This is a genomic window from Glycocaulis albus (assembly GCF_014639075.1).
Lineage (GTDB): Bacteria > Pseudomonadota > Alphaproteobacteria > Caulobacterales > Maricaulaceae > Glycocaulis > Glycocaulis albus.
The window spans coordinates 19405-39551 of sequence record NZ_BMFS01000012.1; the positions used below are offsets into that span (position 1 = coordinate 19405).

The 20147-nt window shown below is 64.2% G+C and carries 19 protein-coding genes and 2 tRNA genes; 9 read left to right on the top strand and 12 right to left on the bottom strand.

All coding sequences use genetic code 11. The features are described 5' to 3' along the window. Positions 1 to 11: 11 nt before the first annotated feature. Entirely contained in the window at positions 12 to 902 is an 891-nt protein-coding gene (locus tag IEV75_RS11850) for a hypothetical protein (RefSeq protein WP_188452791.1), read from the top strand. 9 nt (positions 903 to 911) lie between these two features. Here the strand turns inward: IEV75_RS11850 and IEV75_RS11855 are convergent, their stop codons facing one another. Continuing rightward, a complete protein-coding gene (locus tag IEV75_RS11855) occupies positions 912 to 2621 on the bottom strand; it encodes a sensor histidine kinase (RefSeq protein WP_188452792.1) in 1710 nt (569 codons plus the stop codon). Between the two features lie 174 nt (positions 2622 to 2795). Between IEV75_RS11855 and IEV75_RS11860 the strand changes: the two genes are divergently transcribed. The 3 genes from IEV75_RS11860 (at position 2796) to IEV75_RS11870 (ending at position 4759) form a co-directional block, all read left to right on the top strand. Next, positions 2796 to 3794 (top strand): hypothetical protein, encoded by a 999-nt coding sequence (locus tag IEV75_RS11860; protein WP_188452793.1) that lies wholly within the window; start codon positions 2796 to 2798, stop codon positions 3792 to 3794. A gap of 149 nt (positions 3795 to 3943) precedes the next feature. Further along, positions 3944 to 4294, top strand: coding sequence for a hypothetical protein (locus IEV75_RS11865; protein WP_188452794.1), 351 nt, complete (start codon positions 3944 to 3946; stop codon positions 4292 to 4294). Positions 4295 to 4342: 48 nt separating this feature from the next. Beyond that, positions 4343 to 4759, top strand: a complete 417-nt coding sequence (locus IEV75_RS11870; protein WP_188452795.1) for a SufE family protein — start codon at positions 4343 to 4345, stop codon at positions 4757 to 4759. Here the strand turns inward: IEV75_RS11870 and IEV75_RS11875 are convergent. From IEV75_RS11875 to IEV75_RS11885, 3 genes are all read right to left on the bottom strand, one after another. Beyond that, positions 4756 to 5532, bottom strand: a complete 777-nt coding sequence (locus tag IEV75_RS11875) for a DUF6456 domain-containing protein (protein WP_188452796.1) — start codon at positions 5530 to 5532, stop codon at positions 4756 to 4758. The two genes, IEV75_RS11870 and IEV75_RS11875, sit on opposite strands and share 4 nt — an antisense overlap. Then, positions 5529 to 5948 carry a helix-turn-helix domain-containing protein gene (locus tag IEV75_RS11880; protein WP_188452797.1) on the bottom strand — a complete coding sequence of 140 codons (420 nt, stop codon included), beginning with the start codon at positions 5946 to 5948 and terminating at the stop codon, positions 5529 to 5531. The genes IEV75_RS11875 and IEV75_RS11880 overlap by 4 nt, the downstream gene beginning before the upstream one ends. Before the next feature lie 247 nt (positions 5949 to 6195). Then, positions 6196 to 7269 (bottom strand): DUF2336 domain-containing protein, encoded by a 1074-nt coding sequence (locus IEV75_RS11885; protein WP_188452798.1) that lies wholly within the window; start codon positions 7267 to 7269, stop codon positions 6196 to 6198. 139 nt (positions 7270 to 7408) lie between these two features. On the opposite strand from IEV75_RS11885, the gene IEV75_RS11890 reads away from it, so the two are divergent. Genes IEV75_RS11890 through IEV75_RS11900 form a run of 3 tightly spaced genes read left to right on the top strand, consistent with a single transcriptional unit; the run spans position 7409 to position 11473 of the window. Then, positions 7409 to 8677 carry an MFS transporter gene (locus tag IEV75_RS11890; RefSeq protein WP_188452799.1) on the top strand — a complete coding sequence of 423 codons (1269 nt, stop codon included), beginning with the start codon at positions 7409 to 7411 and terminating at the stop codon, positions 8675 to 8677. Positions 8678 to 8704: 27 nt separating this feature from the next. Then, positions 8705 to 9112, top strand: coding sequence for a peptide-methionine (R)-S-oxide reductase MsrB (msrB, locus tag IEV75_RS11895; RefSeq protein WP_188452800.1), 408 nt, complete (start codon positions 8705 to 8707; stop codon positions 9110 to 9112). A gap of 54 nt (positions 9113 to 9166) precedes the next feature. Next, positions 9167 to 11473, top strand: coding sequence for a S9 family peptidase (locus tag IEV75_RS11900; RefSeq protein WP_188452801.1), 2307 nt, complete (start codon positions 9167 to 9169; stop codon positions 11471 to 11473). 154 nt (positions 11474 to 11627) lie between these two features. On the opposite strand, the gene IEV75_RS11905 is transcribed toward IEV75_RS11900, so the two are convergent. The 8 genes from IEV75_RS11905 to IEV75_RS11940 form a co-directional block, all read right to left on the bottom strand. After that, positions 11628 to 13160, bottom strand: coding sequence for a tetratricopeptide repeat protein (locus IEV75_RS11905; protein ID WP_188452802.1), 1533 nt, complete (start codon positions 13158 to 13160; stop codon positions 11628 to 11630). Between the two features lie 54 nt (positions 13161 to 13214). Then, complete coding sequence (locus tag IEV75_RS11910; RefSeq protein ID WP_188452803.1) at positions 13215 to 13832, bottom strand: energy transducer TonB; 618 nt, start codon at positions 13830 to 13832, stop codon at positions 13215 to 13217. A 20-nt stretch (positions 13833 to 13852) separates the two neighbouring features. Continuing rightward, on the bottom strand, positions 13853 to 14257 hold the full coding sequence (locus tag IEV75_RS11915; RefSeq protein WP_188452804.1) for an ExbD/TolR family protein: 405 nt from the start codon (positions 14255 to 14257) through the stop codon (positions 13853 to 13855). A gap of 15 nt (positions 14258 to 14272) precedes the next feature. Continuing rightward, entirely contained in the window at positions 14273 to 14686 is a 414-nt protein-coding gene (locus IEV75_RS11920) for an ExbD/TolR family protein (RefSeq protein ID WP_188452805.1), read from the bottom strand. A 3-nt stretch (positions 14687 to 14689) separates the two neighbouring features. Next, entirely contained in the window at positions 14690 to 15211 is a 522-nt protein-coding gene (locus tag IEV75_RS11925; RefSeq protein WP_188452806.1) for a MotA/TolQ/ExbB proton channel family protein, read from the bottom strand. Between the two features lie 14 nt (positions 15212 to 15225). Beyond that, complete coding sequence (locus IEV75_RS11930; protein ID WP_188452807.1) at positions 15226 to 16623, bottom strand: MotA/TolQ/ExbB proton channel family protein; 1398 nt, start codon at positions 16621 to 16623, stop codon at positions 15226 to 15228. A 26-nt stretch (positions 16624 to 16649) separates the two neighbouring features. Then, entirely contained in the window at positions 16650 to 17420 is a 771-nt protein-coding gene (locus IEV75_RS11935; RefSeq protein ID WP_188452808.1) for a DUF3450 domain-containing protein, read from the bottom strand. A 470-nt stretch (positions 17421 to 17890) separates the two neighbouring features. Beyond that, positions 17891 to 17965, bottom strand: a tRNA-Gln gene (locus IEV75_RS11940). 157 nt (positions 17966 to 18122) lie between these two features. On the opposite strand from IEV75_RS11940, the gene IEV75_RS11945 reads away from it, so the two are divergent. Beyond that, a tRNA-Pro gene (locus tag IEV75_RS11945) sits at positions 18123 to 18199 on the top strand. Positions 18200 to 18335: 136 nt separating this feature from the next. Further along, entirely contained in the window at positions 18336 to 20132 is a 1797-nt protein-coding gene (gene sppA / locus IEV75_RS11950) for a signal peptide peptidase SppA (RefSeq protein WP_188452809.1), read from the top strand. Positions 20133 to 20147 lie beyond the last annotated feature (15 nt).

Genomic DNA, 20147 nt, shown 5'->3' on the forward strand with positions numbered 1-20147 from the left:
TCTCCGCTCCCATGATCGTTCTCGCCCTCGCCTCCGGCCTTGCCCTGACCGCTTCGCATGATGACACGCGCGTTGAAACGGCTGCGCGCCTGGCCCGGCTGGTCGAGGTGGCGGCCATTGACGAGGCCTGCGCCATTCTGCCCGCCGGAGAGCGCGCCATTCTTGAACGGGAAATCGCCACCGCGCGTCACCATGCCGAGGCCGGCGGCATGTCATCGGCCACCTGGTCGTCCGGCTCGGAGCGCATCCGGCGCCGCTGGGCCAGCCCTGATTGCAACGCACCGGGCACACAGCAGACCGTCCTGCGCTACCGGCAGGCCCTGAATGGCTGGCTGATGGGCGGCGAGCGCAATTTCGAGGGGCATCAGCGCAGCTGGACGGCGCGTGCCGCCGGAGACGAGCACAGCCAGTGGTCCCTGGCCCAGGACGCGGTCCATGGCGGCATTTCCGCCCGCTTCGGCTCGGTCATCATCGGGGAGGACGCGGTCGTCCTGCTGTCTCTGCGCGCGCCGCGTCAGCCGGCAAGTGCCGTTCTCGTCCTGCGTGATGTGGAGCTGGCCCCGCGCCCTGTCGACTTCACGTCCGGCGGACGCCGTCAGCCGCCGGGCGGCGAACCGCTGGCCGCTCTGGGGGCCCTGGCCTCCGGTCAGCAGCGGATATGGACCAGCGGCGTTCTGCGCGATGGCGGACGCTTCGCTCCCGATGGCAACGGTGTAACCGCGAGCTTCACCTTCCCCGACGGCACGCTGGAACAGATGATGGCACTGGAAACGGCCGAAGCGGCACGTGTGGACCTCTATGATGCGTCGGGTGCGCGCATGGGGCGTATCTGGATAGAGACCGGCGCCTTGCGTCAGGCCCGCGATTACGCGCTGGCCGCCAACGCAGTCCGTCAGGACTAGGAAGCCACTCTAGCTCGCCGCCGCCTGCTGGACGATCGCTTCCCCGGCAGCCTGCGCCAGGCGGATCTGTTCGTGGACGGCTGGCATTTCCGGTTCGCTTTTCAGAACACCGTCATTCCCGGCCCTGACCACCGGCAGTGATACCGTGACCGTAGTGCCCTCACCCTGCCGGCTTTGCAGGCTCATCGTACCGCCATGCAGGCCAGCCAGCGCATGCACCAGCGCCAGGCCGAGGCCGGACCCGCGTTCATCGCTCTGATGCGCGTTTGCCGCTTGCGCATAAGCCTTGCCCAGCCGGCTGACCTCGGCCTCGCTCATGCCGGGCCCGCTATCGCCGACCGCGAGCACCAGCTCAGCGCCGCTGGCACGCAGCATCACCACTACCGCCCCGCCATCAGGGGTGAACTTGATGGCATTGGACAGGAGGTTCAGCACGATCTGCCGCAGGGCCTTGCGGTCGGCGTGCACCGTCATCGCACGCTCGCGCAGATCACAGCTCAGGCGGATATTCTTGTCCTCGGCCCGCAGGCGCATCATGCGCACACAGGTCTCAACCACCTCGCCTGCATCGAACGTCTCGCGCACCAGCTCATAGCGGTCAGCCTCGATCTTCGACATGTCCAGAACATCCCCGATCAGATCGAGCAGATGCACGCCGCTTTCATGGATGAGGTCGGCATATTCCGCATAACGCGCCGGCATGGGGCCGAACAGGCGCTGCTTCATCAGGTCTGAAAAACCGATAATGGCATTGAGCGGCGTGCGCAGCTCATGGCTGATGGCTGCGAGAAACTCCGACTTGGCCTTGCTGGCCGCAACCGCCTCGTCACGCTCGCGCGCCAGCCTGTCCAGCACCTTGTCCTCGCGCCGCGGCACGGACAGGGCCACAACGAAGCCATCCCCGGCCCGGTGCGCGCGCGCTTCGAGCGATACCGGGCGCCCCCCGGCTCCGCGCATCTGTGTGACGATAGACCCGCTGGCCTTGCGCAGCTGGCGCTCCAGCATGTCACGGCCCTCGTCTTCATAGGCGAGATGGGAGACTGGCAGCCCGGCCACGTCACGCGGCAGGCCCGGCAGCATGCACCGCGCCGCCAGCGACATTGCCTGCATCCGGCCATCGGAATCGCACACGATCAGCGCGGACGGGGCATGTGCAAACCCATCTGCCAGCGGCTGAAGGACCGCGTTCTCGCCCCTGATGTCAGCTAGCCGCGGCAACAGCCCGGCAAGCGCCACAAGCCCCGTCAGCGCCAGATAGGCCGCCACGGCAAGCGCAACGGGAAAAGCCAGACCGAAAGCAGCCAGCTGCGCCGCGCCGGCGTAAATCATGATGGAAAGGGCGGCCGTATTGACCATGAGGCTGACCAGTGCCGCCCCATATTGCCGGCTGGCACACAGGGCCGCGCCACCGGCGAGCGCCACGAACACCGTCAGGCCCGCCAGCGCGCCCGGCAGGGCCGCCAGCGTCAGCACCGGCACGGCCCAGCTGACAACAATGAAGGCGCGGGCAGTGTCACTCCAGCCTTCCGCGCGCGCCAGGCGCAGGCCAACCAGCCCAGGGAGGGCTGCGGCCATCATCAGCGCAACGTCTGCCAGGGCGGTCCCAAGTACCAGAGCCATCACGCCGGCACCCAGCCAGAGCACCGCCCAGAGCGCGTGAATCCAGCGGGCCCGGGTGCGGGCTATCCAGCTGCCAAGCCTTGTTGCCAGGGTGATCATGCGGCCTTTGAGGTTCCGACTCACTAACATTGCCTATGACTGCAAGCTCTGCCTGCGGCGTTAACAATTATTGAATCGCGCCCGGAGGCTTTCCAATCGCTGCGCGCAGGCTTGGACATCGGCAAATTTCACGGCAATGTAGGGCAATTCAAGCTGTCTGGAGCGTTACCGGCCATGATCACACCTTTGCTGGCCATACTGTCTGTGTCCCTGCTGCACACCGGCGTTCAGGAGGCGGCTGAAAACGCAGATGAAAGCGGAACTTCCGAGCCCGTGCTGGTGCTCGAGCCAGCCCCGGAAACCTCCACCCTCCGCCTTCATGCCGATACCTATGCCGCCTATCACTCCGATGTGAATGAAGCGGGCAGCCGCGAGCTGACCTCGGTATCGGCACTCGACGCGACGATGGACTCCCTGGCGGCCTACTATACCGACGACCGCCTCGTGGACGCGCAGATTGCCTATGCCGCCCTCGTCGCCGCGCAGCACCCCGAATTTATCGACTCCGTGCGCGCCATTTCTGACTATTACGGGGCCGGCGTGACGGCAGCCAGCCTGATGAACGATCCGGTTTTTGTCACCGGCTTCATGGGCGCGGACACGGCCTCTGACAATGTGGTTGGCGCGCTGACGACCGACACACGCACGATGAACACCGTCGCGGACCGCTACCGCGAGGCAGCCTACGATCTGCAGAGCCAGACCTGGGCCCGCACACGCGCCAATGACAGGCGCACCCGGCTGGAGCAGATTGAAAGCGGCTCGGTGCGCCTGCAGACACCCTTCCGCATGGCCGAGCCGGACAATGGCCGGCGCCTTGGCGCAGCCTCTGACCTCTTCGGCGCCTCGGCCAATGCGCCGCGCCCGGAAGCCCCCACACCCGGCCTCGCCCTGACCGTGGGCGAGACCCAGCTTCAGCCCGATGAGCGCCGCGTCGGCCGTATCCTTGCCGTAGCTGCCCTCCAGTCGATCGAGTCCGGAGACATGCGGGCCATGGATGCCCTGCTGGCCGATCCCGCCGTGGGCCGCTGCATTGTCTCGGCGCGGCTGAACCTCGCCCAGTGCGTCGCCGCCGGCCACTTCAAGTATGAAGACGCTTTCTGCATCGCGGAACACGCGCTGGAGGAAGTGGCGGTCTGCCTGACAACCACGCGCGAGCCGGTAGCGGAATAGGCGGCGTTAACGCCCTGATAACTATTACTAACTGGCGTTAACAGGGCATTTACCCCAGCCCCGGCTTTAGCTGGAAATGGCCGTCAGCCTCGCCTAGCCTTCAAAGTGCGGGAGAGAATTTCCCGTGAAGCAGAGGCTGAGGCGAGCCGATGATGTTCATATTGCGCGCTGCGTTCTGGATTGCGGTAGTCGCGGCTTTCGTGCCGCCAGGCTTCTCCGCAGCCGGAGGCCTGTTTGCCAGCGATATGGAGCGCCTGCTGGCCGAACCGGCGGCGCGGGCGGCGCAATCCCTGCAGCAACAGCCGCAACCGGCCCCTGGCGCACAAATGACCAGCCATGCAACCGGCATTTGCGCCGAATACGGCGAGCTTTGCGACATCTGGGATCACGTGACCGGGTTTGGCGGCTATGTCGGCACCGTGGCCCTGTCACAGGCCGATGCCATGATTGAAGCGTCGCGTGAAACCGGCAGCGCAAAGCCCGCCGCACAGACACGCTAGACACAAGCCCGCCTTGCCCTTCGCCGCTTCTGCGCCTAGGTCAGGCGCATGCAGACCGGCGATCCCGTCATTGAATCCCTCGTGGATGAGTTCGACTTTCTGGGCGACTGGGAAGAGCGCTACCGCTATCTCATCGAGATGGGCCGCGCGCTCGAGCCGCTCAAGCCCGACGAACACTGCGATGCCAACAAGGTCCAGGGCTGTGTCAGCCAGGTCTGGCTGGTCCTTGGCAAGGATGGTGAGGGAAAGCTGCTCATTCGCGGCGATTCCGACGCCCATATCGTCAAGGGCCTGGTAGCGCTTCTGATCCGGCTCTATGCGGGCCGGTCACCAGCCGAGGCCACCGCCATAGATGCCCGCGAAGTGCTGGCCCGTATCGGGCTGGGCGAGCATCTCTCGCCGCAACGCTCCAACGGGCTTGCCTCCATGGTGGCACGTATTCGGTCCTGGGCCGGCGAAGGCTAGTCAGCGAACGGATCGGCGGTTCGCGCCGCCCGCTTCAAACCGTAGTGGATGGCCAGGCGGTCAAGGGCGAGGTGCAACGCGGTCGCGCCGGCCTTGTCCGGCCAGTCCAGATCACGTAACGCCCGCTCCATCCCCGTTTCCCGGATCACGATATTGACGAGCAACCGGTCGAGCCCCGGCCCGGCCGCCTCCAGCGCGTTCATCACACGTTCGCGCGCATCCAGCGCACGTGCAGGTGCATCGGCAGGGTCGTGCCCGCCGCGCAAGCCCGAACGCGGCACGCCAGACCAGTCAGACGTCACGCGCGAGCGCAGCGTCGAGGCATCATAATCAGCGCGCAGCCGGTCCGCCGCCGTGACATGGACACGGCTCAGCAAGGCTGGCCGTCCGGGACGGTCCACAGCATACCGCGCCACCGGCGAGATATCGGCATTGGCCAGCGCCAGCGCAATCCGGCCATCAGCCTGCATGACGGGCCTGGGCTGAAGCCTGCGGTGCTGGGCCGCAAACCGGTCATCCTCGTTTCCGGCAGCGGCGTGTTCCCGCCTCAGCCGGGCCAGCCCTGCCTGCGTAACGGCCCAGCTCACCCCGTCATCACGGGCTGTCAGCGTGCCGTCACTCACCGCCTGCGAGAGTTCCCGCGCGTTCAGCACTGCGAGAGGGCGCCGGCGGCGGTCGGTCCCCGCAAACACCCCATAGCCGCGTCCGCCGGGCAGCAGCGCGATGCGCCTGCCGGGGCGTGCCAGGCGGATCAGCCAGGAGGGCGCGCTCACCAGCACAGCTCCGCACCGCGCCGGCTGCCCGCACTCAACGGGGCCAGAACCGGGTGCCCCGGCGACGGCATCGCCCGCAGCGAGGTTTCCAGATCGTCCAGCCGCGCATCGAACGCGGCATCATCGCGCATGTCCTCAATCTTGTGGCAGGCATAGGCCACCGTGCTGCGGTCCCGCCCGAACGCCAGCGCCACGCGTGCCAGCGACATCTCGAACGCGACATGCGCCAGATACATCGCCACCTGCCGCGCCTGGGCAGCCTCGGCCGTGCCACGCCCTGAAGCCTGCACAGCCTCGACGGGCACACCCAGGCTGAACGCGGCGGCCTGCCGGGCGAGCTGGGCGCGTGCCCGGTCCTCTCTGGCCCGGTCTTGCGCATCACGGTCCTGTACGCCGCGTGCGTGCTTGATATCCATCTCCTCAACTCCCTGCTCTTGAACGTGTCGGCCCCTATCGTAGGCACACACGCAGGAAGCGAGGATAATTTTCCTACTTCGATTGTAAAACCCCCTCTCTACTCACAAAATCGCACGAGGATAAACCTTATCAACGCCTTCCCAGATCATTGAAATCAACTAATGATTGAATTTAAGGCGCGGGACAACCCGTCCTGCCCTGTGGAGGGGTGGCTGGGGACAGAGTGGGGGATAAGGGGCGCCGCCCCTACGCCACCGGGCGGGTGAGCGACCAGTTCCAGTAGCGCAGGACTGTCTGGGCCTTGTCGACCGACAGCGTATCGAACACATAGCGCGCCTGTTCGGGAGCCGGCTCAGCCCGGCCAGCAGCCTGCAAGAGTGTCATGAGGTGGCCACGCGAAAGGCCCGTCGCCTTGGTCAGGACGGCCAGTGGCTCACCCCCGAAATCAGCCAGCATCCGGTCCAGCAGCGAACGCTGCACATTGGCCAGCCTTGCCATCTCGTCAACGAGCTCGGGGCCGAGCCCCGTCCGGGCCGCTTCCTCAATCGCCCCTTCCAGAGATCCGTAACGGGACTGGTCTGCGGCAGCCCGGTTGCGCTGGCGGCGCTCGATATAGCTCAGCGCGCGCCCGATCAGCTCGTCGCGAGGCGTTTCGCTTGCCGCCAGCGGAAACACATCCTCGGCAGCATCCTGCAATATCGTCCGGCCAACGGCGAAACGTTCCAGCAGGGTACGCCGCTGCGCATGGCCGCACTCCCAGAACAGGGCCATGGCCTGCGCCGGACGCAGTTCGGGACGCTTGATGAGGCTATGGGTGAGCGCAAGTTCGTCCGCCGCCATCTGCAATAGCCGGTCGACCGTCTGACTGGCCAGCCGGGCGCCCGGATTGGCCAGCAGCGCCAGTATTTCGGACGGATCACCGGCGGAAACCAGAGCCGCCGACACCACTTCGCTGACATGCTCGCGCCTGGCGATGGCAGTACGGTGCCGGGGCTCGCCCTTGGAGGCAATTTCCATCAGGTCGAAATCGGTCAGCGCGCGCGCCGACTGCAAAATGGGTTCGGCAACCTCATAGGTGTCCAGCGCCAGGCGCCGCAGCAGGCCGGGCGGAGCCTCTGCCTGTTCGGCCAACCGCCGGGCAATGCGGGCACGCAATTCCGGCGCCGCATGCCGCATGATCTCTTCCAGTACATCGGCAACGACCCAGCGCTCCTGCGGACTGACCTGACTGGACGGCAGACAGACGATATCGGCCAGCCTGCGCGTCAGCCGCGAGCGGGCCGTTACGCTCGGCGCAGTAGCAGGATCGGCGCGGTCCATCGCGGCTGGCTTCCCTCAAGGGTGGATCATCACGCTGCCAAGCTTGCCGCCAGCCTGTTAAGGAAACGTGGCGAAACCTGTTCAATCGGCTTATTAGCCTGAATACTGACCGCACCTGAGGACCTGCGAAGACACCGCCATGCCCGAGCCCCGCCCCGATCTTCCCGCTGTGGAGCGGCGCGCATTCCGGCCCGGCCCTTTCTGGGCCTATATGGCGGTGGTGGCGGCCTGGTTTGCCAGCTTCGGCCTGCAAACCACCCTGTTTCCCGGCGTCATCAACTTCACCCTCGCTGAAAGCCCCGCGCGGCTCGGCATCGCGCAAGCCGCCCTCACCGCGCCGATGCTGTTCCTGCTGCCACTTACCGGCGTGCTGGCCGAACGCGCAGACCGGCGCACGCTTCTTCTCGTCTTCCACTGTGTGGCGGGGTGCTCGGCCGGGGTCATGTCCGCCCTGCTGTTTGCCGGCATGCTCAGCTATGAGGCTCTGGTCGTCTACGCTCTGGTCGTGGGCTCGGCGGGCGCCTTCGTCATGCCTGCGCGCGATTCCGCCATTAACGGGGTAACCCGCGTAACCCAGCGGCTGGGTAATCCGCTCAGCCTGCAGCGCGCCATCGTCTTTGCCTCTCTGGTCCAGTTCGGCGCGCAGATAACCGGCATGGGCGCAGGCTTCCTCGCCAGCTATACCGGCCCGGCGCCCCTGTTCGCCGTTCAGGCCCTCATCCTGATCGCTGGCGGCGCCATGGCCCTGTCCATGCCCCGCCTGCCGCGCCCGCGCGAACATGCCGAGCCGGTGCTGACCGCCCTTCTGACCGGATTGCGCACCGTTATCAGCTCCCCCGTCATCTGGCCGATGACCCTCATCATGATCGCCGTTGGCGCTCTGGTTGTCGGCGGCGGGTTCTTCGTGATCATCCCGGTCCTGGTGCGTGACATCTATCTGGCCGGCTATGACGTGCTGGCCGGGATGATGGTGACCTTCTGGGTCGGCGCGCTGTTTTCCAATATCATTCTGGCCCGTCTGCCGCTCATCGAGCGTCCGGGCAGAACATTGATGGTCGTGCAGGCCGCAGCAGCCCTCGCGCTGGGCTGCATCGCGCTGCCCTTGCCGCTGCCCGTCCTCTTCCTGACGATTTTCGTCTGGGGCCTGGCGGGCGGTGTGGCGATGTCGCTGTCGCGCGCGCTGGTGCAGGAGAACGCGCCCAGACGCCAGATCGCCCGGGTGATGAGCGTCTATCAGCTCGGCCTTTTTGGCGGCATGCCCGCTGGCGCGGTCATCATGGGCTATGTCGTTGAATGGATGGGCCCGCGCGATGCCGCGCTGATCCCGGCTGGCGGCATACTGGCTGTTCTCATTGTCATCGTGCTGACAACACCCATCTTGTCTGTCAGACGCGCTGATCCTTCATAAACGGCGCACCGCTTCCGGAGATTGCCCATGCCGCGCCTGTCAGACGACGAAATCCGCAAGCTTCGGACAAAACTCACACCCGAGCAGGACCGGATCGCCTTCCATGAAGGCACCGAACCGCCCGGCTGCTCGCTTCTGAACGCAGAAAAGCGCGCTGGAACCTATCACTGCGTGGTATGCGGCGAGGCGTTGTTTTCCTCAGCGGCCAAGTATGAGTCCCGCTCCGGCTGGCCGAGCTTCTTCGAGCCCGTCAGTGCCGATGCGGTCGGAACACGGTCTGATTTCAAGCTCCTGATGCCGCGTACCGAGTTCCACTGCGCCAATTGCGGTGCCCATGGCGGACACGTCTTCAATGACGGCCCACCGCCGACCGGCCAGCGCTGGTGTGCTAATGGCGAAGTGCTGGACTTCCGTCCGGACGCGAATGAGGGCTAGAGTGCATCACACACCGCGCTGCGGTATGCCCATTCACCGTCCGGAGCTTTATTGATGTCCGCTTTCCGCTTACGCGCGAGCCTGCTCGCTGGCGTCGCCGGTCTGGCCCTTGTTGGCCTGACGGCATGCGAGCCCGCCCCTTCCTCTGACAATTCCAGTGCCACGAGCCAGTCTGAAATGAACGAGAATGCACCGCAATCTGCCCTGATCGACCGGGCGCTTGCCTTCACGCCCCCCAGCGTGGAAGCCCGCCCCGTAACCATCGAGCAGCTCGGCCGGACCCGGACGGACAACTATGCCTGGCTGCGCGACGAGAACTGGCAGCAGGTCATGCGTGACCCGTCGGTCCTCAAACCGGAGATCCGCGCCTTTCTGGAGGCGGAAAACGCCTATTACGAAGAGGTGATGAGCCCGCTCTCCGAGCTTCAGGAGACAATCTATCAGGAGATGCGCGGCCGCATCCGTGAGGATGACAGCTCGGTCCCCAGCCGCGACGGCGAGTGGTTCTACTATTCGCGCTACCGCGAAGGCGGGCAGTATCCGGTCTTTGCCCGCCGCCCCGCCGACGAAAACGGCGAGATTTCCGGCGAGGAACAGGTCATCCTGGATGGCGATGCCGAAGCCGAAGGCGTTGAGTACTTCTCGCTGGGCGCGCTCGAGCACAGCCCCGACCAGCGCTATGTCGCGTGGGCAGTCGATACCAACGGTTCGGAATACTACGAAATCCGCATTCGCGACCTCGAAACGGGCGAAGATATCGCCACCCTGACCGATGAGGGCTACGGATCGCTGGAATGGGCCAATGACTCGCGCACCATCTACTGGGTCTGGCGCGACGAGAACGCCCGTCCCAAGCGCGTCTACCGGCAGGCTATCGACTCAACCGAGCGCGAGCTGGTCTATGAGGAGACCGATGACGGCTACTTCATCGGTGTGAGCCGCACCGACGGTAACAGCTGGATCAGCATCTATACCGGCGATCACACCACCAGCGAAATCCGTCTCTACGACGCCAACGACCCTGCCGCAGAGGCTCTTCTGGTCTCTGAACGCGAAGAGGGCGTGGAATATTCGCTCACCGAGACCGGCAACGGCATGTTCATCCGCACCAACCAGGACGGCGCGGTGGACTTCCAGATCATGCGTGCGCCGGTCGATAATCCCCGCCGCGAGAACTGGGAACCGTTCATCGAGCATCGTTCCGGCACCTATGTGAACGGGCTGATGGGCTTTGAGAACTGGCTGGTCCGCTCGGAGCGCGAAAATGCCCTGCCGCGCATCGTCGTGCGCAATGTCGAGAGCGGCGAGGAGTTTGCCATTGCCTTCGAGGAAGAGGCTTTCTCGCTGGGTATGAGCGGCGGCTATGAATTTGCCACAGACGAGATGCGCTTCACCTATGAAAGCCCGTCGACGCCGCGCCAGACCTGGGACTTCAACATGGCCACGCGCGAGCGAACGCTGCGCAAGGAGCAGGAAATCCCGTCCGGCCACAACCCGGAAGACTATACCGTCCGGCGCATCAACATCACGGCGCGCGATGGCACGCCCGTGCCTGTTACGATCCTTCACCGGGCCGACACGCCGATAGATGGCTCGGCCCCGCTCCTGCTCTACGGGTACGGGTCTTACGGCTATTCGATGCCGGCCAGCTTCTCGATCAGCAATCTGTCGCTGGTCGACCGCGGCATGGTCTACGCCATCGCCCACATCCGCGGCGGCACCGACAACGGATATCAATGGTATCTGGACGGCAAGCTCGACCGGAAGATGAACACATTCAACGACTTTGTTGATGCGGGCCGTGCACTCGCTGCCGAGGGGTATACCAGCGAAGGCAATATCGTCGCCTTCGGCGGCTCGGCCGGCGGCCTGCTGGTCGGCGCGGCCATGAACCAGGCACCTGAGCTCTTCTCCGGCGTTATCGGCGCCGTGCCGTTTGTTGACGTGATCAACACGATCTCTGATCCCACCCTGCCGCTGACCCCGCCGGAGTGGAATGAGTGGGGCAATCCGATCACGGATGAAGCCGCCTATGACTACATGCTGTCCTACAGCCCGTACGACCAGGTCAGTGCCCAGGACTACCCGCACCTACTGGCGACAGCCGGTCTTACCGACCCGCGCGTCACCTACTGGGAACCGGCCAAATGGGTCGCGCGCGTACGCGAGATGCGCACCGATAACGGGCTGACGCTGCTGCGCACCAATATGGGCGCAGGCCATGGCGGAGCGTCAGGCCGCTTCGACAGCCTGCGGGAGCGGGCACAGGACTGGGCGTTTGCCCTGATGGTCTCCGGCCTCGCCGACAGCGAAGCCAGCGTGGACACGCAAGACGCGCCCGCAGAGGATGCCGCCGAATAGGCGTCCAGGGAACTGAAGTGGAATTGGGCCGGGCAGTTCGCTGCCCGGCTTTTTTCTTGCCGGTCATCGCCGCCTGAAGCTGTTGGCGGCAACGAAAAAGGCCCCGGACAAATCCGGGGCCTTGATCGATCAGAACCGTCAGGCTGGCTATGGACTAGCCGGCAGCCGCTTCGCGTGCAGCACGTTCGAGAGCTTCGCGGCGTTCCGCCGCCTGCTCGTCATTCATGCCGACTTCACGGAACTGCTCGCCATACTGGTTGAAATAGGCCTGGCAGCGCTGCGGGATATCGATCCGCACGCGGCCATCCTCGTCCGCCTCGCCGATAACGGTGGCGATACGGCGTTCGGCTTCGACCGTCAGGCGGCACTCGTCAATCTGGACCTGTTCGCGCTGGCGGGCGCGGCGCGCCACGCCTTCAATCTGGCCGTTGACGAACTGGATCCAGCCATTGGCTTGGCTGCGCGACGATGCAAAGCGTGCACCCTCGCGGAACGCGGCCAGAGCGCCCTGATTGTCATCAAGATTGAACCGCGCCGTCCCCAGCAGCACCCAAGCCTCGCCCGGCTGGCGCAAACCGCCCCGGTTAAGCGCCGTCTGGAATGCCTGCGCAGCCGGTTCCCACTGATTCAGCTGGTAGTGCGCCTCAGCCAGCACGAGTGCCGTCTGGCCGTCCTGGTTCATCTCTGACAGCTGACGCAGAACCGGCAATGCCCGTTCGAACTCGGCTGCCTGCCGCCACATATTGGCCAGCAATTCCACATTCCGCGCATTGCGCTCGATGCGCCCGGCGTTCATTTCCCGCTCGAGTATCGTCGCACCGCGGTAGGGATTGTCATAAAAGCTGTAATACTGGACCAGCCGGAGCAGCTCCTCGCCCTCAGTGAACAGCCCGTTCAGATACATCAGCTTGTTGGCTTCGAACGCCTGCTCTTCCTGCTCGGTGCGGGCAAGGAGACTAACCAGGTTCTGCCAGGCGGTGCGTTCCTGCGGGAACCGGTTGACCTGCTCGCGCACCACCCGAAGCTCGTCCATCGGGCGGTTGAGCTGCTGGTAATAGACCAGCATGATCGGATACTCGTTGAGCGATTTGTTCGGTGTCGCTTCGTACCATTGCTCGGCATAGCGAAGCCCGTCGCTGTAACGTTCGCCTTGAGCGTATGCGATCGCCAGCAGACGCGCGAGGCCAGCATTGACCGTCGCGCCGGCCGCGATTGCGGCCTCAAGCTCACGGATGCCGGCATCAACCTGCTCCATGCTGATCAGAATCTGGCCGAGATTGACGCGAATATCACGCACCTCGGCGGCGTTCAGACCGCCCGCATTGATTGCCGCCCGGAAGTCGGACACCGTCTGGCTCATATTATCGAGCATGAAGTGCACGCGGGCGCGCTGGGCATACATGACGCTCGACTCATAGGCACTCGGGCTCATCCCGAGACCCCGGGTAAAGGTATCGAGCGCAGCCTGATACTGCTCGGCTTCGATCTGCTCCTGAGCCTGAAGCACCAGCGTACCAATCTGGGTCGAGAACGTGCGGTTCTCGTTATTCTGCTCCCGCTCCTGCTCCCGGTCGCGGCGCTGAGCCTCGGCATTCGTGCCAATGGTAGTCATGCCAATGCTGCCAGCTACCAGCACTGCTGCAAGGACACGCCCAATTCCGGTCATGCTCTGGCTCTCGCGGATCATCTTGTCACTCCTGTAGAACGCCTTGTGAGCGGCGTGTCGACGCGCATCGGTCTGTTAGTCGTCGAGGGTGAAGTCGAATTGCGTCTGCACACCGCGCCGCCACTGAGGCGTGCCGTCCTGCACACGCGGCTCGTAGCGCCAGCGTTCAACCGCCCGGATGGTCTCCCGCTCGAACACCGAGTTGGTGCAGCTGAGGATACGCACATTCGTCGGGCTGCCCTCTGGCGTCACGTCGAACTCGACCGAGCAACGTCCCTCAATGCCTCGCTCGTTAGCACGCGGGGGGTATTGCGGCGGGATACGCACCAGCGGCTGCGCGTCGCGGTCCGATACGTCAAAGCTGATATCCCCGCCTGCCAGCGAAGGCCGGTCAAATTCGGGAAGTCCGCCCACGATGGTCGACATGCTCTCGGTCGGCTGGTCCGCCCGCGCCCGTTCGATCGCCGGTGGTGGCGGCGGAGGCGTCACATCCTCGACCTGGTCGATATTGGCGTCACGCACGCGAGCCTGGATTTCCTCCGGCGCCTCGGCAATCGAGATCCGGACATCGTCACCGGCTTCTTCCAGAGGCGTACCATCCTCGAAAATGAGGATTTGCATCAGGGTGAAAAGGAGGAAGGTGACAATTGCCGCGAGCGGCGCACCTACCAGAAGACGGACAATACTGGCCATCGTTAATTATCCTTCCTGCCCTAGCGCGGACGCGTGGAAATGGTCACCGGAACGTCCAGCTGCTGGAGCAGCTCCTGGACATCCAGAACCGTCCCCACCGGCGCATCAGCATCTCCCTGGATCATCGCTTCTGCACGGGGGTTTTCCTGCAGGAGCTGCTCCAGAACGTTTCTGAGCTGGTTCATCTGATAAACCTGACGGTTCACCCATATTTCGTCATCCGCCGTAACGGCGACGAGAATGGTCGGACGAACACGCTCTTCAGTCTCGGTAAGCGGACGCTGCACGTCCACACCCGGCTCTTTGACGAATACCGCCGTCACGATGAAGAAGATCAGCAGGATGAACACGACGTCCAGCATCGGGGTCATGTTCAGCTCGGTATCTTCTTCCTCGGTCATCACCCGGCTTTGTCGGCGCGCCATGTTGAATACTCCTCGCTACGACTGACCGCCGGAACGGTCTCGGTTAATCGACACCGGAATGCCGTTCGCCATCATCTCGTCCCAGATCTGCACCGTGATGCCGTGGAAGGCTTCGTCGTCAGGCTGGATCAGCACTGCCGAGTTCGGCGCTTCGGCCCGAAGGCGCGACACCGCAGCCATCACCCTGTCGGCCGATGTCTGGTCCTGGTTCACAAACACCCGGTTCTGATCGGTAATCTGGACCAGAATGACGGGGTTTGAGTCCTCAGGCGGCGTCTCCGACGGAGGCGGCGGGCGCATGTCGATGCCCTCTTCCTGGAGGAAGGTCGCCGTCACGATGAAGAAGATCAGCAGGATGAACACGATATCCAGCATGGGCGTCATGTTGACGTCAGCTGAGTCGTTCGCGCGGTTCTTACGTCTGCGCATGGGCTACCCCACTTCCAGTTCGTCGGCCAGCTCGTGCACACGGCGCTTGGCCATGCGTTCGATCTGGCTGGAGAAAATAAGCCCCGAAAGCGCGGAGACCATGCCAGCCATCGTGGGGATGGTGGCGCGGGCAACACCCGCAGACATCGCACGGGCGTCCGATGAGCCAGAAATGGCCATCACATCGAACACCGCCACCATGCCGGTCACCGTACCCAGAAGACCGAAGAGAGGCGCAAGAGCCACGAGGGTCTTGATCAACTCCACATTCTGGTCGGCCTTCAGCTTGACCTCGGAAATGAGCTGGTCGCGGATGGCATGGGCGTGCCAGGAGCTGTGGTCGCTGCGCGCGCCCCACTCCCGGATCGCCCGGCCGGCCACTCCCTTGTGGGCTAGCCCGAAATAGGCCAGCCGCTCAAGGATGAACGCCCACATCACGAAGGTCAGAGCCATGATCCAGGTCAGGATCGGGCCACCGCGCTCCAGGAATTCCTGCAGGCCGGAAAAGGCACCTTGGAAATCCATGATTGCCGGTCCTTCTAGCCAGCACGCTCTTCAGCGTGACGTGCGACGATGCCAGCGGCCTGCTCTTCCAGCGTTTGCTGAGCCCCGCGCGCGAAGCTGGCGGCAAACGAGTGGATGAAGAGCAGCGGAATGGCGGCGATAAGGCCCATAACCGTGGTCACGAGGGCCTCGGAGATACCACCCGCCATGATGCGGGGGTCGCCGGTGCCGAACAGCGTGATCTGCGTAAAGGTGCGGATCATACCCGTAACCGTACCCAGAAGACCCAGCAGCGGCGCGACGGCGGCAGCGAGCTTCAGGAAGTTCAAGCCGAACTCCAGCTTCGGCGTTTCACGCAGAATGGCTTCGTCCAGCTTGAGCTCGATGGTCTCGATCGGACGGTCCTTGACCTCTTCATAGGCCAGCATGATGCGGCCGAGCGGGTTGCCCTTGGACGCCGTGGAGCGGCGCTTCTGGCCATTGATCGCGGAGTTCGTGGTGAACAGCGAGAACAGGCGGAACAGACCGAAGGCAGCCGAGAAGATCAGCAGGCCGAGAATGATCTGCGCAACGATACCACCCTGGTTGAAGCGCTCGACCGTGTTGGGAACATCCTTGTAGATGTTCAGCAGCTGGCCACGCGACGGGTCGATCGGACCGGAGACGATCTCGCCCTCGGAAGCGCGCGCAAGCGTGCTGGCCGCATCAAGCAGACGGCCCGGGGGCTGACGCTCCAGCGGCACCAAGCGATAGCCGGCGGCCGGGTTGGACTCTTCGGTCTGCCACAGCACGTAGCGCGTGCCGCCCTGCGTGATGAAGGCGTTGAACACGCCGACACGGGTCACGGAAACCGGCTGGCCATCGTTAACACCCGAAACACGGGCATCAAACGTGACGACATCGCCCTGAAGCTCCATTTCGGAGATCATGGCCTGCCAGATACGGTCGAGCTCAGCGCGGTCCGGCAGGGTGCGGCTCTGCGAAAGCTCGCGCAGCGGCTGGTGACGGCCCGGGGCCTGAGCCGAGGCGATCGACGCCTCGATCGTCGAAGCGAACTCGCCAGACTTCTGGCGGGCGGCACCGAACAGCTCGCCGAACGCGCCCTGTTCACGGCGGAGCTGGGCATCCAGCTCCTGGATCTGCGCCTGGTTGGCTTCGAACTGGGCCTGATTGGCAGCGCCAGTCGCTTCCAGTGCGTTGAGCTGGCCGCGGGCCTGGGCAACCAGGGCCGCCTGACGGTCACGGTTGGCACGGAATTCCTGCAGGCGGCGCTGGTTTTCAGCAGCCGCGTCACGGGCATCTGCGCGAACGCGGTCAAGCAGTTGCGAAATGGAAGTCACCGGCTGGCGCTGGCTTTCCTGGGCCATCGCGGTGCCGGCAAGAAGGCTGGCGCTAAGCGAGACAGCCGCGGCAATTTTAAAAAGCGTTTTCATCGCCTTGTTTCTCCGTCTCTACAGCGCTAGCGGGTAGCCGGGCCCGGGAGGGGCGCGACGAACACGTCAGGCGTGGTCACTTCCTGCGCAATCCGCAGAGCACGCTGGACGTTGTTGGCATGGGACCCGGACAGCTGACGCCATTCAGGGTTCGACTGGGTCATGATTTCCATCGAGCCGTTCTGGAAGATACGCACCATCGCGACACGGCCGAACTGGAGGACATTCACCTCGTTGGGCACGCCATCAATGGCCACTTCCTCGCTGTACGTGCGAAGGCTGCGCCCGTAGGCCGCCTCGATCTCGTAGGCGTTCAGGATGACACGGTATTTCTCGGCCGGCGGGACAGCCGCATCGCCGAGCAGTTGCTCGATATTGTCGAGACGGGCGCGGCGCACATCGGTCTGGAACGGCAGATCGCCGGTCACAAACTCTTCAAGCGCCACATACATCTCAAGAAGCATCGGCGTCAGATCGCGCTCGATCGTGCCGACCCGCTCGAGCTGAAACTGGAGCGCCTCAAGCTCGTTGGCTTGCGAACGCAGGAAGACCTCCTGCTGCTCCACATAGACGCGCTGATCCTCGATCTGCTGACGCAGAGCCAGATACTCACGCTCGAGATCGCCGGCGCGGTCCGCGACGTCATTGATCTCTTGCTGAGCCCGGGCGCCCTCCTGGGTGGACTGACGGGCCACCTGAAGCGCTTGATCGAGCTGGGCATGGGCTGCGCCCGCAACCAGCATGGAACCCAATCCGACGGCAATTGCCGTGCGGAGACGTGTTTTCAATTGTGACATGTCTCGCCTCACAGAAGCCGGCCAGCAAACAGGGAATGTTGCTCGTCCGGATACCCTCTAAAAAAAACCCGCCAGGCCAAAAGCCTCAACCTGACGCCCCCGACAACCTATTGGCGCAAGAACCTTGCGCCAGAGCCCATCAGGGCCCGCGAATCGTCTGCAGGGAATAACCGTGTAATCAATTATCCCCTTTCAAACGCGGCGTTTCCCGCCGTCTTTTTGAATGAGCAGATGCCATGCATTCCACTCCATAACGTTGACGCTAGCGCTCAAACCGTCAGCAATCAACCGTGCAAGCGCTGCAAAAGCTGTGCCGCTCGCAGTTAACGCTTCCTAGTGCGAAACGGTTTCGAAATTGCGACAGAAACCGCATTGTTGCGCTGCGGCACGCCCCGCCAGTCCCGGCTGCAACACCGGATATGGGAGTGGAAAGAATGCCAGCCGAAATGGGCGAAGAGATGACGGGAAAATGGCTGGGGTGCCAGGATTCGAACCTGGGAATGGCGGTACCAAAAACCGCTGCCTTACCGCTTGGCCACACCCCAGCAGAACACCCGGAGGTGTTTGCGGAGAGGCTAGATAGCCCGCACCGGAACGCGATGCAACGCCCTCCTGCAACTGTCTGACACAATCTTCTGCACAAAAGCCAGCCGAGCGTGATTGCCATGCCGCCGGTGACTGGATATACAGCCCGCCTCGGTTCGGAGTATAGCTCAGCCTGGTAGAGCACCGTCTTCGGGAGGCGGGGGTCGCAAGTTCGAATCTTGCTACTCCGACCAGTTCCATCCCGCCCCCTCATCAAACATTGCGGATAATACACAAGCGGCGGCCTCGACCGTGCGCGCCGCGCTCTATATCCTCCTCCGGGAGGGGCCCGTATTGCGGCCAAGTCTGCGGATGATCGGGAGTGCTGCGATGCGCCAGTTCTGGATAACCTTTTTCGGGTCGGTAGCCGGCGTCATCGCCGGTGCGTTGCTGACCATGCTTCTGCTTGGCTTCATGCTGGCGGCACTGATCGCGTCTGCCGCGCAACAGGCGAGCGAAGGCCGCAGTGCGCGCGCCTCGGGCGGGGACCTTGTCCTCCAGCTCGATCTTCGCCGTGACCGGCTTGACCAGCCCTCGCGATCACCGTTCGCGTTTTCAGAGCCGCTGTCGGTGGTCGACATCGTGACCACGCTTCAGCGCGCTCAGTCGGATGACAGGGTTCGCGGCGTCTTCATCCGCGCAAACGAGTTCGGCATGTCGCCCGCACAGGCCGAGGAGATCCGCAGCGCCCTCGCCCGCTTCTCCGGCAGCGGCCGCTTTGTAATCGCGCACGCGCAAGGCTTTGAAGGCACCGGAATTACCAATTATTTCGCAGTCAGCGGCGCCGACGAGATCTGGATGCAGGACACATCGGCATTCTCCGCTGTCGGCCTTGCCAGCGAATCGCTCTTCCTCGGCGGCCTGTTCGAGCAGTTCGGTGCCCAGGCCGAATTCCTTCAGTTCCACGAGTACAAGAACGCGGCCAACACCTTCACCGAGGACGGGTTTACCGAAGCCCATCTGGAGGCCACCACCTCCTTCCTCAATGCCATTTTGAATTCCGCTATGACAGCCTCCTCTGAGGATCGCGGCATGGATGCTTCCACCTTCCGCCAGCGCATCGTATCCGGCCCGCACAGTGCCGAGGCCGCACTGCAGGCCGGCCTTGTTGACCAGCTCGGTCATCCGGCGGCTGCGCGCGAAGCGGCCCTGGAGCGGGCTGGCGGGAATGCAACTGTCCAGGATATTGAAACCTATGCCCGCAATCTCGCGGCAACACCGCCTGCAACGCGCGGTCCGGTAATCGCCATGGTCAGCGGACAAGGTTCGATCATCACCGGATCGGGCGAGACCGGATTTGGCGGCGGTAACGTCATAGGCGGTGACGCAATGGCAGACGCGATTGATGCCGCCGCGGCAGCAGAGGATGTGCGGGCCATTATCGTGCGCGTCGATAGTGGCGGCGGCTCGGCGATTGCGTCCGACCAGATATGGGACGCCGTTGTCAGGGCCCGTGAAGCCGGCAAGCCTGTCATCGTGTCGATGGCGTCTCTCGCAGCATCGGGCGGCTACTATCTGGCCGCTCCGGCGGACATGATCATCGCCAACGCCACCACGCTGACCGGCTCTATCGGCGTTGTCTTCGGCAAGGTGGTTGTCGAAGGCGCGCTGGACCGTATCGGGGTCAATATCGAGCCGGTATCGGTCGGCGGCGAGTTCGCCACCGCCTACTCTGCCCAGACCCCGTTCAGCGAAAGCCAGCGCGCAGCCATCGAGGCCATGGCCTCGGAAATCTACGACGATTTCACCGGCCGGGTCGCCGAGGGGCGCGACCTGCCCATTACCCGCGTGCGCGAGATCGCGCGCGGACGGGTCTGGACGGGCGCACAGGCTCTCGAACTGGGGCTGGTTGACCGTATCGGCGGGCTGCACGAGGCCCTGGAAGCGGCACGCGAACTCGCCGGTATCGATGCGGACGAGACGCTGCGCATTCGCCGCTATCCGCGCCAGCCCACGCCGATGGAAGCACTCCAGCAGCTCTTCGGCCTGACCGCCGAAGGCGCCCAGTCGGCATCACGCCTGCAGGCCCTGCTGGAATTGCCCGAAGTCCGCGCAGCGCTTGAGGCGCGTGAGCTTGCGGGCGTTCGCGGCGTGCAGATGCGCACGGATGAGCGCGTCCCGCGCTGACAGCTTTCCAGTCAG

Coding starts and splice junctions, on each gene's coding strand:
- IEV75_RS11850 (WP_188452791.1), top strand. CDS start 12: ATGATCGTTCTCGCCCTCGCCTCCGGCCTTGCCCTGACCGCTTCGCAT.
- IEV75_RS11855 (WP_188452792.1), bottom strand. CDS start 2,621: ATGATCACCCTGGCAACAAGGCTTGGCAGCTGGATAGCCCGCACCCGG.
- IEV75_RS11860 (WP_188452793.1), top strand. CDS start 2,796: ATGATCACACCTTTGCTGGCCATACTGTCTGTGTCCCTGCTGCACACC.
- IEV75_RS11865 (WP_188452794.1), top strand. CDS start 3,944: ATGATGTTCATATTGCGCGCTGCGTTCTGGATTGCGGTAGTCGCGGCT.
- IEV75_RS11870 (WP_188452795.1), top strand. CDS start 4,343: ATGCAGACCGGCGATCCCGTCATTGAATCCCTCGTGGATGAGTTCGAC.
- IEV75_RS11880 (WP_188452797.1), bottom strand. CDS start 5,948: ATGGATATCAAGCACGCACGCGGCGTACAGGACCGTGATGCGCAAGAC.
- IEV75_RS11885 (WP_188452798.1), bottom strand. CDS start 7,269: ATGGACCGCGCCGATCCTGCTACTGCGCCGAGCGTAACGGCCCGCTCG.
- IEV75_RS11890 (WP_188452799.1), top strand. CDS start 7,409: ATGCCCGAGCCCCGCCCCGATCTTCCCGCTGTGGAGCGGCGCGCATTC.
- msrB (WP_188452800.1), top strand. CDS start 8,705: ATGCCGCGCCTGTCAGACGACGAAATCCGCAAGCTTCGGACAAAACTC.
- IEV75_RS11900 (WP_188452801.1), top strand. CDS start 9,167: ATGTCCGCTTTCCGCTTACGCGCGAGCCTGCTCGCTGGCGTCGCCGGT.
- IEV75_RS11905 (WP_188452802.1), bottom strand. CDS start 13,160: ATGATCCGCGAGAGCCAGAGCATGACCGGAATTGGGCGTGTCCTTGCA.
- IEV75_RS11910 (WP_188452803.1), bottom strand. CDS start 13,832: ATGGCCAGTATTGTCCGTCTTCTGGTAGGTGCGCCGCTCGCGGCAATT.
- IEV75_RS11915 (WP_188452804.1), bottom strand. CDS start 14,257: ATGGCGCGCCGACAAAGCCGGGTGATGACCGAGGAAGAAGATACCGAG.
- IEV75_RS11920 (WP_188452805.1), bottom strand. CDS start 14,686: ATGCGCAGACGTAAGAACCGCGCGAACGACTCAGCTGACGTCAACATG.
- IEV75_RS11925 (WP_188452806.1), bottom strand. CDS start 15,211: ATGGATTTCCAAGGTGCCTTTTCCGGCCTGCAGGAATTCCTGGAGCGC.
- IEV75_RS11930 (WP_188452807.1), bottom strand. CDS start 16,623: ATGAAAACGCTTTTTAAAATTGCCGCGGCTGTCTCGCTTAGCGCCAGC.
- IEV75_RS11935 (WP_188452808.1), bottom strand. CDS start 17,420: ATGTCACAATTGAAAACACGTCTCCGCACGGCAATTGCCGTCGGATTG.
- sppA (WP_188452809.1), top strand. CDS start 18,336: ATGCGCCAGTTCTGGATAACCTTTTTCGGGTCGGTAGCCGGCGTCATC.